The sequence below is a fragment of the Streptomyces sp. Y20 genome (genome assembly GCF_043195475.1).
Classification (GTDB): domain Bacteria; phylum Actinomycetota; class Actinomycetes; order Streptomycetales; family Streptomycetaceae; genus Streptomyces.
Genome location: NZ_JBIDDP010000002.1, coordinates 210,637 through 226,082, shown reverse-complemented (window position 1 = coordinate 226,082; position 15,446 = coordinate 210,637). Strand labels below are relative to the sequence as shown.

General features: G+C 73.4%; 11 protein-coding genes. 4 read left to right on the top strand and 7 right to left on the bottom strand.

Annotation, left to right across the window (positions count from 1 at the left end):
• Window positions 1-109: 109 nt before the first annotated feature.
• A complete protein-coding gene (locus tag ACGFT1_RS06120; RefSeq protein WP_373907837.1) occupies window positions 110-2,653 on the bottom strand; it encodes a polynucleotide kinase-phosphatase in 2,544 nt (847 codons plus the stop codon).
• Entirely contained in the window at window positions 2,650-4,143 is a 1,494-nt protein-coding gene (locus ACGFT1_RS06115) for a 3' terminal RNA ribose 2'-O-methyltransferase Hen1 (protein WP_373907836.1), read from the bottom strand. Before ACGFT1_RS06115 ends, ACGFT1_RS06120 begins: the two co-directional genes overlap by 4 nt.
• 186 nt (window positions 4,144-4,329) lie before the next feature.
• On the opposite strand from ACGFT1_RS06115, the gene ACGFT1_RS06110 reads away from it, so the two are divergent.
• Window positions 4,330-5,286, top strand: a complete 957-nt coding sequence (locus tag ACGFT1_RS06110; protein WP_373907835.1) for a D-alanyl-D-alanine carboxypeptidase family protein — start codon at window positions 4,330-4,332, stop codon at window positions 5,284-5,286.
• A gap of 87 nt (window positions 5,287-5,373) precedes the next feature.
• Here ACGFT1_RS06110 and ACGFT1_RS06105 read toward each other — a convergent pair whose 3' ends face one another.
• From ACGFT1_RS06105 to ACGFT1_RS06085, 5 genes are all read right to left on the bottom strand, one after another.
• Window positions 5,374-6,297, bottom strand: a complete 924-nt coding sequence (locus tag ACGFT1_RS06105; protein WP_373907834.1) for an LLM class F420-dependent oxidoreductase — start codon at window positions 6,295-6,297, stop codon at window positions 5,374-5,376.
• Between the two features lie 132 nt (window positions 6,298-6,429).
• On the bottom strand, window positions 6,430-6,924 hold the full coding sequence (locus tag ACGFT1_RS06100; RefSeq protein ID WP_373907833.1) for a DUF6099 family protein: 495 nt from the start codon (window positions 6,922-6,924) through the stop codon (window positions 6,430-6,432).
• Window positions 6,925-7,093: 169 nt separating this feature from the next.
• Entirely contained in the window at window positions 7,094-7,447 is a 354-nt protein-coding gene (locus ACGFT1_RS06095; protein WP_373907832.1) for a nucleotide pyrophosphohydrolase, read from the bottom strand.
• The gene (locus ACGFT1_RS06090; protein WP_373907831.1) at window positions 7,444-8,640 is read right to left on the bottom strand and encodes an AAA family ATPase; all 1,197 of its coding nucleotides are present in this window, start codon (window positions 8,638-8,640) and stop codon (window positions 7,444-7,446) included. The genes ACGFT1_RS06095 and ACGFT1_RS06090 overlap by 4 nt, the downstream gene beginning before the upstream one ends.
• Before the next feature lie 321 nt (window positions 8,641-8,961).
• Complete coding sequence (locus tag ACGFT1_RS06085; RefSeq protein ID WP_121786420.1) at window positions 8,962-9,339, bottom strand: cell division protein SepF; 378 nt, start codon at window positions 9,337-9,339, stop codon at window positions 8,962-8,964.
• A gap of 224 nt (window positions 9,340-9,563) precedes the next feature.
• Here ACGFT1_RS06085 and ACGFT1_RS06080 point away from each other — a divergent pair, with 224 nt between their 5' ends.
• From ACGFT1_RS06080 to scpA, 3 genes are all read left to right on the top strand, one after another.
• Window positions 9,564-11,309: a hypothetical protein gene (locus ACGFT1_RS06080; protein WP_373907830.1), complete on the top strand. Its 1,746-nt coding sequence runs from the start codon at window positions 9,564-9,566 to the stop codon at window positions 11,307-11,309.
• A 143-nt stretch (window positions 11,310-11,452) separates the two neighbouring features.
• The gene (locus tag ACGFT1_RS06075; RefSeq protein ID WP_373907829.1) at window positions 11,453-13,270 is read left to right on the top strand and encodes a methylmalonyl-CoA mutase family protein; all 1,818 of its coding nucleotides are present in this window, start codon (window positions 11,453-11,455) and stop codon (window positions 13,268-13,270) included.
• A complete protein-coding gene (scpA, locus tag ACGFT1_RS06070; RefSeq protein WP_373907828.1) occupies window positions 13,270-15,444 on the top strand; it encodes a methylmalonyl-CoA mutase in 2,175 nt (724 codons plus the stop codon). The genes ACGFT1_RS06075 and scpA overlap by 1 nt, the downstream gene beginning before the upstream one ends.
• The last annotated feature ends 2 nt before the right edge of the window (window positions 15,445-15,446 follow it).

Genomic DNA, 15,446 nt, shown 5'->3' with positions numbered 1-15,446 from the left:
ATCTCCACGCCCGCCACTCCCCTCACGACGCGCCGACACCCCTGTGCCGCACGGCTGTCCACCATATGGACAGCATGTGTGCGGCACAAGGGCTTTCTGCGCCGTCCGCCTACAGGCGCGGGTCCACCGGCTCCGACTCCAGCGCCAGCACCCCGAACACCGCTTCGTGCACCCGCCACAGCGGCTCCCCGTCCGCGAGCCGGTCCAGGGCCTCCAGACCGAGCGCGTACTCGCGCAGGGCCAGGGACCGCTTGTGGTTCAGGAACCGCCCCCGCAGCCGGGCGAGGTTGTCCGGCCGGGTGTACTCGGGACCGTAGACGATCCGCAGGTACTCCCGGCCCCGGACCTTGACGCCGGGCTGCACCAGCCGTCCGTCCCCGCCCCGGACCAGCGCGCCGACCGGCTTGACGACCATGCCCTCGCCGCCCCGGCCGGTCATCTCCAGCCACCAGTCGACGCCCGCGCGGACCGACTCCGGGTCACCGGTTTCGACGTAGAGCCGCCGGGTGGTCCGCAGCAGTCCGCTGCCGTCGTGCTCCACCATCCGGTCGATCAGCGCCAGTTGCCCGTCGTGCGGCAGTGCGGCGAGGCTGCGGCCCTGGACGGCCAGGATCTGGAAGGGGGCCAGCAGGACGCCTTCCAGGCCCTCGGTGGTCCAGCAGTAGCGGCGGTATGCGGCGGTGAACGCGGCGGCGTCCGTCGCGCGTTCCCGCTGCCGGGCGAGCAGGCCGCCGACGTCGGCGCCGCGCCCGGCCGCCGCCTCCAGGGCGGCGAGCGCGTCCGGGAACACCGCGCCGGAGGCCGCGCCCACCGCCGCGTACTGGCTGCGCAGCAGTCCGGCGGCCTTGAGCGACCAGGGCATCAGCTCGGCGTCCACCAGCAGCCAGTCCGTGCCGAGTTCGTCCCACAGCCCGGCGTCCGTGACCGCCGTGCGCAGCCGGCCGAGGATGTCCTCGGTCATCGTCGCGTCGTCGAAGAACGGCCGCCCGGTACGGGTGTACAGCGAGCCCGTCGGCCCTGTCCCGGCGCCGAAGCGGGTGCGGGCGGCTTCCGCGTCCCGGCACACCAGGGCCACGGCCCGCGAGCCCATGTGCTTCTCCTGGCACACCACCCGCGCGACGCCGTCCCGCGCGTACTGCGCGAACGCCTCCCGGGGGTGCTCCAGGTAGCCGTCCACCGCCGAGGTGGCCGTCGGCGCCATCGTCGGCGGCAGGTAGGGCAGCAGGCGCGGGTCGACCGCGAAGCGGCTCATGACCTCCAGGGCCGCCGCCGCGTTCTCCTCGCGGACCGCCACCCTGCCGGCGTGCCGTGTCTCCACGGCCCGGCGGCCGTGCACGTCCGCCAGGTCCAGCGGCCGGCCGTCGTGCCCGCCGGGCGCCTCGGAGCGCAGCGGCCTCGCCGGCTCGTACCAGACCCGCTGCGCCGGTACGTCGACCAGCTCGCGCTCCGGCCAGCGCAGCGCGGTCAGCTTGCCGCCGAAGACGGCGCCGGTGTCCAGGCAGATGGTGTTGTTGAGCCAGGTCGCCTCCGGGACGGGGGTGTGCCCGTAGACCACGGCCGCCCGGCCCCGGTAGTCCTCCGCCCACGGATAGCGCACCGGCAGTCCGAACTCGTCGGTCTCCCCGGTGGTGTCGCCGTACAGGGCGTGCGAGCGGACCCGGCCCGAAGTGCGGCCGTGGTACTTCTCCGGCAGACCGGCGTGGCAGACCACGAGCCGGCCGCCGTCCAGGACGTAGTGGCTGACCAGCCCGTCGATGAATTCCCGGACCTCCGACCGGAACTCCTCGCTCTCGCCCCGCATCTGCTCGACGGTCTCGGCGAGTCCGTGCGTGTGCCGGACCGTGCGGCCCTTGAGATGACGGCCGTACTTGTTCTCGTGGTTGCCGGGGACGCACAGGGCGTTGCCCGATCTCACCATCGACATCACGCGGCGCAGCACGCCGGGACTGTCCGGGCCGCGGTCGACCAGGTCGCCGACGAACACCGCGGTACGGCCCCCGGGGTGCACGCCGTCGGCGTACCCCAGCTCGGCGAGCAGCGACTCCAGTTCGGCCGAGCAGCCGTGGACGTCGCCGATGATGTCGAAGGGGCCGGTGAGGTGGGTCAGGTCGTTGAAGCGCTTCTCGGTGACGACGGTCGCGTTCTCGGCCTCCTCCACGCCGCGCAGCACGTGCACCTTGCGGAAACCCTCGCGCTCCAGCCGGCGCAGGGAGCGGCGCAGTTCGCGGATGTGCCGCTGGATGACCCGGCGGGGCATGCCGGCGCGGTCCGTGCGGGCGGCGTTGCGCTCGGCGCACACCTCTTCCGGCACGTCCAGCACGATGGCGATGGGCAGCACGTCGTACTTCTTCGCCAGTTCGATCAGCTGCCGCCGGCTGTCCTGCTGCACGCTGGTGGCGTCCACGACGGTGCGGCGGCCGGCGGCCAGCCGCTTGCCGGCGATGTAGTGCAGGAGGTCGAAGGCGTCGCCGGAGGCGCTCTGGTCGTTCTCGTCGTCGCTGACCAGGCCGCGGCAGAAGTCGGAGGAGATCACCTCGGTCGGCTTGAAGTTCCGGCGGGCGAAGGTGGACTTGCCCGAGCCGGACGCGCCGACGAGGACGACCAGGGAGAGGTCGGTGACGGGCAGCACCCGTCCCGTACGGGTCTCGGTCATGCGCCCTTCGCCTCCTTCTTGGCGTCCTTCTTCTCGTCCGTGGCGGCCGTGAGGGTGAACACGGCCATCTGGGTGGGGGGCCCGACCTCGGGGTCGTCCGGTCCGACCGGGGTGAACGCGAGGTCGTAGCCGTGCCGTCCGGCCACGGCCGCCGCCCAGGCGCGGAACTCCTCACGGGTCCACTCGAAGCGGTGGTCACCGTGCCGGACGTGCCCGGCGGGCAGGCTCTCCCAGCGGACGTTGTACTCGACGTTCGGGGTGGTCACCACGACCGTGCCGGGGCGCGCGTGGCCGAACACGGCGTACTCCAGGGCGGGCAGCCGGGGCAGGTCGAGATGCTCGATCACCTCGCTGAGCACGGCGGCGTCGTAGCCCTTGAGCCGGTTGTCGGTGTAGGCCAGCGAACCCTGGACGAGCTTGACGCGGGACGCCTGCCGCTCCCCCATGCGGTCGAGCTTCAGCCTGCGGGAGGCGATGGCCAGGGCCCGCACGGACACGTCGACCCCGACCACCTCGGTGAACCGCAGGTCCTTCAGCAGCTCCTGCACCAGCTGGCCCTGTCCGCAGCCGAGGTCGAGCACCCGGGCGACACCGCGGTCGCGCAGGGCGGCGAGGATCGCCTCCCTGCGCCGGACGGCGAGCGGGGCCGGCTTCTCCTCGGCCTCCGCGCCGGTGTCCTGCGCGACCGCGTTGTCGATGTCCTCGACCGCGCTGTCGTCGGCCTCGGCCAGACGCACCAGCTCCAGCCGCTCCCGCGCCTGCCGGGTCAGCGACCAGCGGCGGGAGAGATAGCGGCTGGTGATCAGCTCCTGCTCCGGGTGCCCGGCCAGCCAGCCCTCGCCGGCCCGCAGCAGTTTGTCGACCTCGTCGGCGGAGACCCAGTAGTGCTTGGCGTCGTCGAGCACCGGCAGCAGGACGTACAGGTGGCGCAGCGCCTCGGCGAGGGTCAGTGTCCGCGCCTCCAGGACGAGCCGGACGTACCGCGAGTCGCCCCACGCGGGGAACTCGGTGTCCAGGGGCACCGGGTCGGCGGTCACGCTCCAGCCGAGGGGCTCGAAGAGGCGCCGTACGAGGGCGGCGCCGCCGCGGGCCGGCAGGGCCGGTATCCCGACGCGCAGGGGCAGCGGCGCGGCGGCCCGCTCCGGACGGGCCGCGCACACCCCCCGCAGGGCGCTGGAGAACACGTTGCTCAGCGCGACCGCCAGCAGTGAGGAGGCCGCGTAGGGGCGGTCGTTGACGTACTGCGCGAGGGCCGCGTCGGGTGCGCCGCCGCGGCCCTTGCCCTTCCCCCGCCTGACCAGCGCGACGGTATCGATCTCCAGCAGGAGCGCGGCCGTGCAGCGCTCGGCGTCCGCCTCGGGGTAGAACACGTGCGCCGTGCCGTACGAGGTGGAGAACGCCTGCGCCTTGCCGGGGTGCTTGTGCAGCAGGTACCCCAGGTCGGTGGCCGGGCTGCCGGGCGCACCGGTGGTGGAGATCGTCACGAACATGCTGCCGAGTCTCCCGGGCCCGGGCCCCTGTGACCAGAGGTTTTCCGCACTCCGGCGGCCGGCCGGGGCGCCCGGAGCCGCTCGGCCGGGCCCACACGTCTCCCGTGTGATCTCGGTTATGGCCCCTGCACCCCGGAGCTGGTGAACTGATGCCTTGTCAACTGACCAGTGACAGAAGGGGGAACCATGACCATCGGCCAGGGAGTCCGGGTGCGCGGGAGAGCCGTCGCCGTTGTGGCGGCCGGCACCGTCCTGGGTGCGGGGGTCCTCGCGACCGCTCCGGCCCGTGCGGCCACGCCGGCGTCCGCCGCGGGGGTGGTGCGCGCCGCCGCGGCGGCGCCGCAGGTGCAGGCCGAGGGCGCGTACGCGATGGACGCGGCCACCGGCAAGCAGCTCTTCGGCAAGGCGCCGGACGGGCAGCTGCGGACCGGCTCCACCACGAAGATCATGACGGCCCTCGTGGTGCTGTCCCAGCCGCACGTGGACCTCGACCGCAAGGTGGGGATCAGGAAGGAGTACACGGACTACGTCATCGACCCGGTGACCCACGCCCAGCGCTACTCCAGCGCGAACCTGATCCTCGGCGACTCGATGACGGTGCGCGACCTGCTGTACGGGCTGCTGCTCCCCTCGGGCTGCGACGCGGCGTACGCACTCGCCGACACCTACGGGACGGGCACCACGACGGCCCTGCGCACCAAGTCCTTCATCGCCAAGATGAACGCCAAGGCCCGTGAACTCGGCCTGACCAGCACCCACTTCGACGGCTTCGACGGGGTGTCCAACGGCAAGAACCACGCCTCGCCGCGTGATCTGGCCGAACTGGCCGGGACGGCGCTGAGGAACAGGACGTTCAAGGCGGTCGTCGGCAGGAAGGTCTACGCCGACATGAAGTCCTACCGGCCCGGCGGCGGGACGCACGCGATGAAAGCCTGGAAGAACACCAACACGCTGCTCGGCTCCTACCGGGGCGCGATCGGCGTGAAGACCGGCTCGGGGCCGGAGGCGAAGTTCTGCCTGGTGTTCGCCGCGACCCGCGGTTCCAAGACCGTGGTGGGCGCCGTGCTCGCCGACACCTCGGTGGACCAGCGGTTCAAGGACGCGACGAAGATTTTGGACTACGGCTTCGCCCGGCGCGGCTGACCAGAGCCGGGGGGATCGCCCGATCCCCCCGGCACCGGCCGGCCCCGGGGCCGGGCTGTCCCAGAACCGGGACGGGCCGCCGGGCCCCTACGACAGCTGCGACTGGACCTGGGAGGAGATCAGCTCCAAGTGGTCCAGGTCGTCGAGGTCCAGCACCTGGAGGTAGATCCGCCGCGACCCGATCGCCGCGTACCGGCCGATCTTGTCGACGACCTCGGCCGGGGAACCGGCCAGTCCGTTGGCCTTCAGCTCGTCCACCTCACGGCCGATGACGGCGGCCCGCCGGGCCACCTCGCGGTCGTCCCTGCCGACGCAGACCACGAGCGCGTTGGAGTACGTCAGGCCGTCCGCGTCGCGGCCGGCCTCCACCGCGGCGGCCCGCACCCGGCCGAACTGCCGCTCGCTGTCCTCGATCGAGGCGAACGGGATGTTGAACTCGTCGGCGTACCGGGCGGCGAGCCGGGGCGTACGGGTCGCGCCGTGACCGCCGATGAGCACCGGCACCTTCCGCTGGGCGGGCTTGGGCAGCGCGGGCGAGTCGGTGAGGTCGTAGTACGTGCCGTGGAAGTCGAAGGTCTTGCCGGCCTCGGTCGCCCACAGCCCGGTGACGATCGCCAGCTGCTCCTCCAGCCGGGCGAACTTCTCCTTCGGGAACGGGATGCCGTACGCCTTGTGCTCCTCCTCGAACCAGCCCGCTCCCAGGCCCAGTTCCACCCGGCCGCCGGACATCTGGTCGACCTGGGCGACCTGGATGGCGAGCACGCCGGGCAGCCGGAAGGTGCCGGCCGTCATCAGGGTGCCGAGGCGGATGCGCTTGGTCTCACGGGCCAGGCCGGCCAGCGTGATCCAGGCATCCGTGGGACCGGGCAGGCCGTGCACGCTGCCCATGCGGAGGTAGTGGTCGGAGCGGAAGAAGGCGTCGAAGCCGAGGTCCTCGGTGGCCTTGGCCACGGTGAGCAGGGTGTCGTAGGTGGCGCCCTGCTGGGGCTCGGTGAAGATTCGAAGGTCCATACACCTATCCTGCACGCCGCGGGGCGCGCCGGCCGCGCCGGTACCGCCCGGCAAGGCCGTCCCCGATCGGGTGAGCACCCGTCCGGACCCGCCGTCCGTTCGTCGCGCTCGTACCGCTCGTGCCGCTCGCCGTCACAGGGCGCCGGAGGGGCTGCTGCTCTCGTTGCCGCTCTCCCGCAGGACCTCCTCCCGGGCCGCCAGCTTGCGCAGCATCTCCCGGACGCGGTCGCGGGACTCGTCGGCCGCGTCGATGGCCTCCATGCACTGCCAGTACGTCGTCTCGTCGGCCGCGGCGCTGGCCATGCCGACCAGGGCTATGCCGACCTCGCCGAGCAGGCCGCCGAGGCAGAGCAGGGTCTCGCGGGGGTCGGCCAGCTCGGTGAGCTGGGCGGCGCGCAGGTCGCCGGGGTCGAGCTCGGGCGGGTCCAGGACGCCGCAGCCCCGGCCCGCCAGCTCCGTCAGCCCCAGCGCCTCGCCGCGCAGCTCCGGCGGGCCGGAGACCGCGAGGCGGCTGCCGATCGCCTGCGCCAGGGCCTGCGCCTGCCAGACCTCCGCCATCATCTCCGCCGCGTCGGCGCCGCCCGCCAGCGCACGCCTGCTCGTGAGGATGAGCCGTACCGCGTCCATCCGGTGCCCCCCGTCCGTCCTCCGTGCGCTGTCGCGCCTCTGCCGGGACTCTCTGTTATCCACTACCCAGCGTGAGGGGATCCGGATCGAAAAGCTAGAGGAAGACGGAAATTGTGGACAACAATTCGGATTCGGCGGGCCTTTTGACTTCGGAGAGTAATAGTGGAATTTAGGATTCCGGTTGTTGCTCCTCCGGCTCCGGGACCGGGAAGCGGTGTTCGTTCCGGTCGATCTTCGCGGCCAGGGCGGCCAGCGGGTCGATGCGCAGGACCTCGCACAGTTGCAGCAGGTAGGCCAGCACGTCGGCGACCTCGTCGGTGACCCGGTGCGCGGTGTCCGGGTCCGCCATCACCCCGGCGGACTCCTCCGGGGTCAGCCACTGGAAGATCTCCACCAGTTCGGAGGCCTCCACCGAGAGGGCGGCGACGAGGTTCTTCGGGGTGTGGAAAGGCTGCCAGTTGCGCACGGCGGCGAACTCGGCCAGCCTGCGCTGGAGTCCGGCGAGGTCAGGATGTTCTGTCACGGGTTCATGTGTACCACCGTGACGTCCGCGGTCCCCGTGGCCCACGAGGCGTCGCTCACCGCGGCCACGCAGCGGATGTGCCCGCGCCCGCCCATCCGCGCGGCCAGCCCCAGCAGTTCCCGGCGCTGCGCCGGATCCAGGCCGCGGTCGAAGCCGTCGGCCAGCACCGTGAGGGTGCGCAGGGCGTCGGGCACCTCGCCCGGGGCGTCCACCTCCAGGACGCCGGGTCCGGTCAGCAGCACCAGCGTCAGGGCGAGATAGCGCAGTTCACCGTCGCCGAGCCGGGCGAGTCCGGTGCGCAGGCCGTCGCCGCGGTCGAGCACCGCCCGGACCGTGCCGTCCGGCAGCGGCTCGGCGACCAGGTCGGCCACCGGTCCGGCGCAGCCCGCGTGCAGCGCCTCGACCAGCAGGGCGTGCCGGCGGCCGCACTCCGCGCGCGTACGCCACAGCACGTCGGCGAGGTTGTCGCAGCCGGGCAGCAGCCGGCCCGACCCCAGGGGGACGGGGGCGCGCATGGCGGCGGGGCGGGGGTCGCAGGCGAAGACGGAGCGCAGGGCGACGACCATCTGCTCGGCCGCGGCCAGCACATGGCGCTGCCCGTCCGTCTTGCCGGCCACGCGCAGCGGCAGCAGGGCGGTGCCGAGGCGGTCGTCGGGGAGCGGGGCGCGGGTCACGGGGGAGGCCCCCGCGGTGTGCCAGGCCGCCTGGACGGTACGGCGGCCCGGGTCGCGCAGGGCGGTCTCCAGCAGGACGACTCCGCGCGCGGTCAGCCGCTCCCCCACGATGCGCAGCTCGGGCTCGGCCTGTACGGCGATGTCCAGCCGGACCGGGCCCTGCGCGCCGTCGGCCGTACACCCGATCCTGAAGCCCCGCCGTCCCCCGGCGTCGGGGCGCGCGCGTTCCGGTACGCGGGCGGCGGGGTCCGGGAACGCCTCGGCGAGCGGGGCGCCGCCGCCGAGTCGTGCGAGGGCCTCGTAGGCGGCAAGCGCGCTCGTCTTGCCGGACCCGCTGGGCCCCGCGAACAGGGTGACCGGCCCCAGCGGATACCCGGCACCGCGGTGTCCGGCGAAGGCCGACAGCCGCAGCTCGGTGATCCGGGCACGGACGTCGAGGGGCGGGCGGGACGGCGCGGTGACGGTCCCGGCGGGCGCGGCGACCGCCGGGGGGTCGGCGGACACGGAAGGCACGGCCATATGCGGACCGTAAGACTCCGCCCGACCGGCGAACCGTTTCACCACCACCCGCTTCCCACGAACGAGCGACCGCCGGGCCCCGACGGCCACCAGGATGTGCCGGAACACCTGGGCGGGAGGCAGTGGCGGCCGGGCGGGGACGGCCTGCGCGCGCCGACGCCGCGACCGAACGACCGACTCCACCTCACGGCGGGCCGGGGCCACAGGCCGACCCAGGCCGCAGACCAGCCCCGGCCGTGGGCCGAACCAGGCCGCAGACCAGCCCGCAGACCAGCCCGGGCCGTGGGCCAACCCCGGCCGCAGACCAGCCCGGGCCGTGGGTCAGCCGGCGCCCTCCATCAGGCCGCTGACCTCCGTGCCGGGCGGGGTGAGCAGGAAGACGTTGCGGTCGACGCGGTGCATGCCGCTGCCCAGGCCGAAGACGACGCCCGTGCTGAAGTCGAGGACGCGCTTGGCGACGTCCCCCTCCGCTCCGGACAGGTCGAGCAGGACCGGCGATCCCGCCATCAGCGTCTCCGCGACCTCGCGGGCGTCCGCGAAGACGTTGACACGCAGGACCACGAACCGGCGCCGGGTCTCCGTCTCGGCGTCGGGCAGTGAGCGGTGGCTCACCGCGGAGGGCCAGGCGTCCCGGCCCCGCAGTGGCACGACCTGGGCGAGCCCCTCCCACTGTTCATCGGTGACGTCGTAACGGCTCACCGGCTCCCCCTGACCTGACTCGCTTGCGATCCGTGCACCAGGCAATTCTTACGCCAAGTCACCTGTTCGGCCCAACAGCGACACGGTCCGCGACCGGCCGGGCCCCCGATCCGGGACCCGTCTCGCGTCAGATGTGCGCATACGCCCGGTTCTTACCGGGCTCATACCCGACTCTTCACCGGCCTCCGTGCTCCGCTCACCGGTGACCGCTAGCGTGCGGTGCCGTGCACTTGGCAGAAAAACAACAGGTGGCACCCGCTCCGCGGGCCGTGCGCACGGAAGCCCCGGACGGTCCCGCGCAGTGGCATCGCGTGCTGACACTGCTCGCCGACGTGAGCCTGTTCATCGGCACGCGGTCGGTGTGGACCCAGGCGGCCACGCACCGGCTGGTCCTCGCGGGGGTCATCTCGGTCTGCTACGCCGCGATCCTGGTGACCGGAGTGCTCGCCCTGACGGTCCGCCGGACGCGCTCGCTGGCTCGCCTGGACCTGGTGGTGCTGGTGACCGCGGTGACCCTCGTGCTGTGCGCGTGGGCGCTGAACCACGCCGGCGGCGACGAGGCGGTCCTCACCACGCAGGCGGCGCGGGAACTGGTCGGCGGCCACCCCGTGTACGGGCAGCCCTGGCCCTGGCTGTTCCACGGCCCGGGCGTCGCGCTCACCCCGACGGCCGACGGCGGGTACGACTTCACGTACGGCTATCCCCCGCTGGCCCCGCTGCTCACCGTGCCGCTGCTGTGGCTGGGCCACGGCGGCGCCCCGGCGACGGCGGTGGCCACGGCGGCGCTGGTGGCGGGCGCGGTGACGCTGTGGCGGCTGCTGCCCGTGCCGTGGCGCTCGGCGGCGACGATGGCCTGCCTGGGGTTCGGTTTCCTGCCGTCGTACGCCCGTCAGGGCTATCCGGCGATCACCGGCATGGTCCTGCTGATCCCGGTGGTGGTGCGCTGGCCCCGGCTCGGCGCGCACGGCCGGCTGGGCGCGGGCGGGGTGGCGCGGGCCGTGTGTCTGGGCGCGGCGTGCGCGGCCCAGCAGCTGCCGTGGTTCGTCACGCCGTTCCTGCTGGCCGGGGTGTACGCCGTGCGCCGCGGCGAACTGGGCGGGCGGCAGGCGGCGCGGGTGGTACTGCGGATCGCCGGTACCGCGGTGCTCACCTGGCTGCTGATCAGCACGTACTTCATCGTGAGCGAGCCGGGGCCGTGGCTGCGGGGTGTCGCCCTGCCGCTGACGCAGGGCGCGGTGCTGCACGGCCAGGGCCTGGTGGGCGTCTCGCTGTACTTCACCCACGGCAGCGACCGGCTCGACTGGTACGGCCACGCGGGCATACTGCTCGCCCTGGCCCTGCTGGCGCTGTCCGTGCTCTTCGTGCGGCGGCTCGGGCCGGCCGTGACGGTGCTGCCGTGGTGCGCCTTCTACCTCGCGACCCGGTCGCAGGACGGCTACTACCTGATGATGACTCCGCTGTGGCTGGCGGCGGCGGTCACCGTGCCCCTGCCCGAGTTCGCCCGCGCCTGGCAGCCGCGGCCGCGCCCGCTGGCCGGTCCGCGCCGCCGGGCCGCCCTGGCCGCGACCGCCGTCCTGCTGCTGACGCCCGCGCTGGTGAGCGCGGCGCTGGCGGTGACGGGGCGGCCGCCGCTGCGGATGGACGTCACGGCGGCCCGGCGCACCTCGCCGTACAGCGTGTCCCGGCTGACCCTGCGGGTCGCCAACACCGGCGGTGACGCGCTGACCCCGCACTACATGCTGACCACCGGCCAGGGCATGAGCCGCTACTGGTCGCTGGTGCGCGGCCCGGCCACCATCGCCGCGCACAGCACGGCGACCGTCGAACTGCGCGCTCCGTCCGGCACGTTCACGGTGTCCTCGAAAAAGACGGCCGGCCTGCGGCTGCGCGCCTTCACGGCGGACCCGCAGACGCTGTCCACCCGGGATGTACGGCGCGCGGAGCTGGGCCTCAGGCCCCCGCCCCGCTGAACCGCGGCGCGGCCGCCGCCGGGCGCGCCGGGTCCCGGGGCGTACCGTCCCGGGCGGGAGAGGCGCCGGTCACCACCGCAAGGGGAGAAAGCTCACAGCCCGTGCGCCGCCCCCGCCTGCGCGGCCTGCCCTAGCATCCAGCCATGACGGTCCTGCCTGACGACGGGCTCTCACTGGCCGCCGAGTTCCCTGACGCGACACATGAGCAGTGGCAACGCCTGGTCGAGGGCGTACTGCGCAAGTCGGGCAAGGAAGTCTCGGGCGCGGCAGCTGAGGACGCCCTGTCCACGACGCTGGAGGACGGGCTGCGCACCCGGCCCCTGTACACCGCGCGCGACAGCGCGCCCGACCCCGGCCTGCCGGGCTTCTCCCCGTTCGTGCGGGGCAGCCGCCCCGAGGGATCCCTCGCGAACGGCTGGGACGTACGGCAGCGGCACGCGGCACTCGGCGACGGCACGGCGCACGCCGTGCTCGCCGACCTGGAGAACGGCGGTACCTCCCTCTGGCTGGTGCTCGGTGCGGGGGGCTTCCCCGTCTCCGAGCTGGACCGCGCCCTCGACGGCGTCTACCTCGACCTGGCGCCGGTCGTCCTGGACGCGGGCCGCGACACCGAGGCGGCCGCGGAGGCGCTGCTGCGGCTGTACGCGCGCCGGGGCGTCGCCCCGGAGGCCGCGCGCGGCAACCTGGGCGGCGACCCGCTGGGCCACGAGGCCCGTACCGGCACCGCGCTGGACTTCGCGCCGTTCGCCGCGCTGGCCGCGCGCTGCGCCGAGTCCTACCCGGGCCTGCGCGCGCTGACCGTGGACGCGCTGCCGTACCACGAGGCGGGCGGCTCGGCCGCGCAGGAACTGGGTGCCTCGCTCGCCACCGGCGTGGCCTACCTGCGGGAGCTGACCGAGGCCGGGCTCGGCGTCGAACAGGCCGTGCGCCAAATGGAGTTCCGGTACGCGGCCACCGCCGACCAGTTCCTGACCATCGCCAAGCTGCGCGCCGCGCGCCGGCTGTGGGCGCGGGTCGCGGAAGTGTGCGGGGCGCCGGACGCGGGTGCGCAGGTGCAGCACGTGGTGACCTCGCCGGTGATGATGTCCCGCCGTGACCCGTGGGTGAACATGCTCCGCACGACCGTCGCGACGCTCGCCGCGGGAGTGGGCGGCGCCGACTCCGTGACCGTGCTGCCGTTCGACCACGCGATCGGGCTGCCGGACGCGTTCGCGCGGCGGATCGCCCGCAACACCTCCTCCATCCTGATCGAGGAGTCCCACCTGGCCCGGGTCATCGACCCGGCGGGCGGCTCCTGGTACGTCGAGCGGCTGACGGACGAACTCGCCGAGTCCGCCTGGCAGTTCTTCCGGTCGGTCGAGCGGGACGGCGGCCAGGCGGGCGTGCTGCGCTCGGGCCGGCTGCGCACCGACCTGGCGACGACCTGGGCCGAGCGCTCCAAGCGGCTCGCCAAGCGCCGTGAACCCATCACCGGGGTCAGCGAGTTCCCGCTGCTGTCGGAGAAGCCGGTGGAGCGCGCCCCCGCGCCCGAGCCGCTGTCGGGCGGGCTGCCGCGGGTGCGCCGTGACGAGGCGTACGAGGAACTGCGTGCCCGCTCCGACGCCCATCTCGCGGCGACCGGCGCCCGGCCCCGGATCTTCCTGGCCACCCTCGGCTCGCCCGCCGAGTACACCGCGCGCTCGTCCTTCGCCGCCAACCTCTTCCAGGCGGGCGGGATCGAGACGGTCGCCGAGGGCCGCTTCGAGGACAGCGGCGCGAGCGAGGCCGTACTGTGCTCCAGCGACGCCGTCTACGCCGAACGGGCCGCCGAGACCGCCCGGTCGCTGCGTGCGGCCGGTGCCCGGCACGTGGCCCTGGCGGGCCGGCCGGCCGACCACGCCGGTATCGACTCCTACGTCCACGCGGGCTGCGACGCCGTGACCGTGCTGTCCGCGACCCTCGACCGCATGGGAGTGTCCTGATGGGAATCCCCGACTTCTCCGGCATCGAGCTGGGGACCCCGGTCGCCGGCGGCAGTGACGGCGCGTGGCGGGCGGCCGTCGAAGACGCCACCGGTGGCGTGCCGCCGCTGTGGGAGACCCCGGAGGGCATCGGGGTCAAACCGCTGTACACCGGCCGCGACCTGGAGGGCCTGGACTTCCTGGGCACCTACCCGGGTATCGCCCCCTATCTGCGCGGCCCGTACCCGACGATGTACGTCAACCAGCCCTGGACGATCCGCCAGTACGCGGGCTTCTCCACCGCCGAGGAGTCCAACGCGTTCTACCGGCGCAACCTGGCGGCGGGCCAGAAGGGCCTGTCGGTCGCCTTCGACCTGCCCACGCACCGCGGGTACGACAGCGACCACCCGCGCGTGACCGGTGACGTCGGCATGGCGGGCGTGGCCATCGACTCGATCCTCGACATGCGTCAGCTGTTCGACGGCATCCCGCTGGACCGGATGACCGTGTCGATGACGATGAACGGTGCCGTGCTGCCGGTGCTGGCGCTGTACATCGTGGCGGCGGAGGAACAGGGCGTACCGCCCGAGAAGCTGGCCGGGACCATCCAGAACGACATCCTCAAGGAGTTCATGGTCCGCAACACCTACATCTATCCGCCGAAGCCGTCGATGCGGATCATCTCCGACATCTTCGCGTACACCTCGCAGCGGATGCCCCGCTACAACTCCATCTCCATCTCCGGCTACCACATCCAGGAGGCCGGCGCGACGGCCGACCTGGAGCTGGCGTACACCCTCGCCGACGGCGTGGAGTACCTGCGTGCCGGGCGGGAGGCGGGCCTGGACGTGGACGCGTTCGCGCCCCGGCTGTCGTTCTTCTGGGCGATCGGCATGAACTTCTTCATGGAGGTCGCCAAGCTGCGGGCGGCGCGGCTGCTGTGGGCGAAGCTGGTGCAGCAGTTCGAGCCGAAGAACGCCAAGTCGCTGTCGCTGCGCACCCATTCGCAGACCTCCGGCTGGTCGCTCACCGCGCAGGACGTCTTCAACAACGTCACGCGCACCTGTGTGGAGGCGATGGCCGCGACCCAGGGCCACACCCAGTCGCTGCACACCAACGCCCTGGACGAGGCCCTCGCGCTGCCGACCGACTTCTCGGCGCGCATCGCCCGCAACACCCAGCTGCTCATCCAGCAGGAGTCGGGCACCACCCGGGTCATCGACCCGTGGGGCGGCAGCGCCTACGTGGAGCGGCTGACCTACGACCTCGCGCGCAAGGCCTGGGCGCACATCCAGGAGGTCGAGCAGGCCGGCGGCATGGCGCAGGCCATCGACGCCGGCATCCCGAAGCTGCGCGTGGAGGAGGCGGCGGCCCGCACCCAGGCGCGCATCGACTCCGGGCGGCAGCCGGTGATCGGCGTCAACAAGTACCGCGTCGAGACCGACGAGCAGATCGACGTCCTCAAGGTCGACAACTCCTCCGTGCGCACCCAGCAGATCGAGAAGCTGCGGCGGCTGCGCGCGGAGCGGGACGAACGGGCCTGCCGGGACGCCCTGGACGCGCTCACCCGTGCCGCCGACGGCACGGAGAACCTGCTGGAGCTGGCCGTGCGCGCGGCCCGTGCCAAGGCGACCGTGGGTGAGATCTCCGACGCCCTGGAGAAGGTGTACGGGCGGCACGCGGGGCAGATCCGTACGATCTCCGGCGTGTACCGCAACGAAGCAGGCTCGTCCCCGTCCGTGGACCGCACCCGTGCCCTGGTGGAGGCCTTCGAGGAGGCCGAGGGGCGCCGGCCGCGCATCCTGGTCGCCAAGATGGGCCAGGACGGGCACGACCGCGGCCAGAAGGTGATCGCGACCGCCTTCGCCGACCTCGGCTTCGACGTCGACGTCGGCCCGCTGTTCCAGACGCCGGAGGAGGTCGCCCGGCAGGCGGTGGAGGCGGACGTGCACGTGGTCGGCGTGTCCTCGCTGGCCGCCGGTCACCTCACCCTCGTCCCCGCGCTGCGCGAGCAGCTCGCCGAGGAGGGCCGCGAGGACATCATGATCGTGGTCGGCGGGGTGATTCCGCCGCAGGACGTGCCGACCCTGCTGGAGATGGGCGCCACGGCCGTGTTCCCGCCCGGGACGGTGATCCCGGACGCGGCCCACGACCTGGTCGAGAAGCTGTCGGCCGACCTCGGCCACACCCTGTAGCG

Bases quoted from the DNA above. Each gene is read 5' to 3' on its own strand.
- ACGFT1_RS06120 (WP_373907837.1), bottom strand. From the start codon at position 2,653: ATGACCGAGACCCGTACGGGACGGGTGCTGCCCGTCACCGACCTCTCC.
- ACGFT1_RS06115 (WP_373907836.1), bottom strand. From the start codon at position 4,143: ATGTTCGTGACGATCTCCACCACCGGTGCGCCCGGCAGCCCGGCCACC.
- ACGFT1_RS06110 (WP_373907835.1), top strand. From the start codon at position 4,330: ATGACCATCGGCCAGGGAGTCCGGGTGCGCGGGAGAGCCGTCGCCGTT.
- ACGFT1_RS06105 (WP_373907834.1), bottom strand. From the start codon at position 6,297: ATGGACCTTCGAATCTTCACCGAGCCCCAGCAGGGCGCCACCTACGAC.
- ACGFT1_RS06100 (WP_373907833.1), bottom strand. From the start codon at position 6,924: ATGGACGCGGTACGGCTCATCCTCACGAGCAGGCGTGCGCTGGCGGGC.
- ACGFT1_RS06090 (WP_373907831.1), bottom strand. From the start codon at position 8,640: ATGGCCGTGCCTTCCGTGTCCGCCGACCCCCCGGCGGTCGCCGCGCCC.
- ACGFT1_RS06075 (WP_373907829.1), top strand. From the start codon at position 11,453: ATGACGGTCCTGCCTGACGACGGGCTCTCACTGGCCGCCGAGTTCCCT.
- scpA (WP_373907828.1), top strand. From the start codon at position 13,270: ATGGGAATCCCCGACTTCTCCGGCATCGAGCTGGGGACCCCGGTCGCC.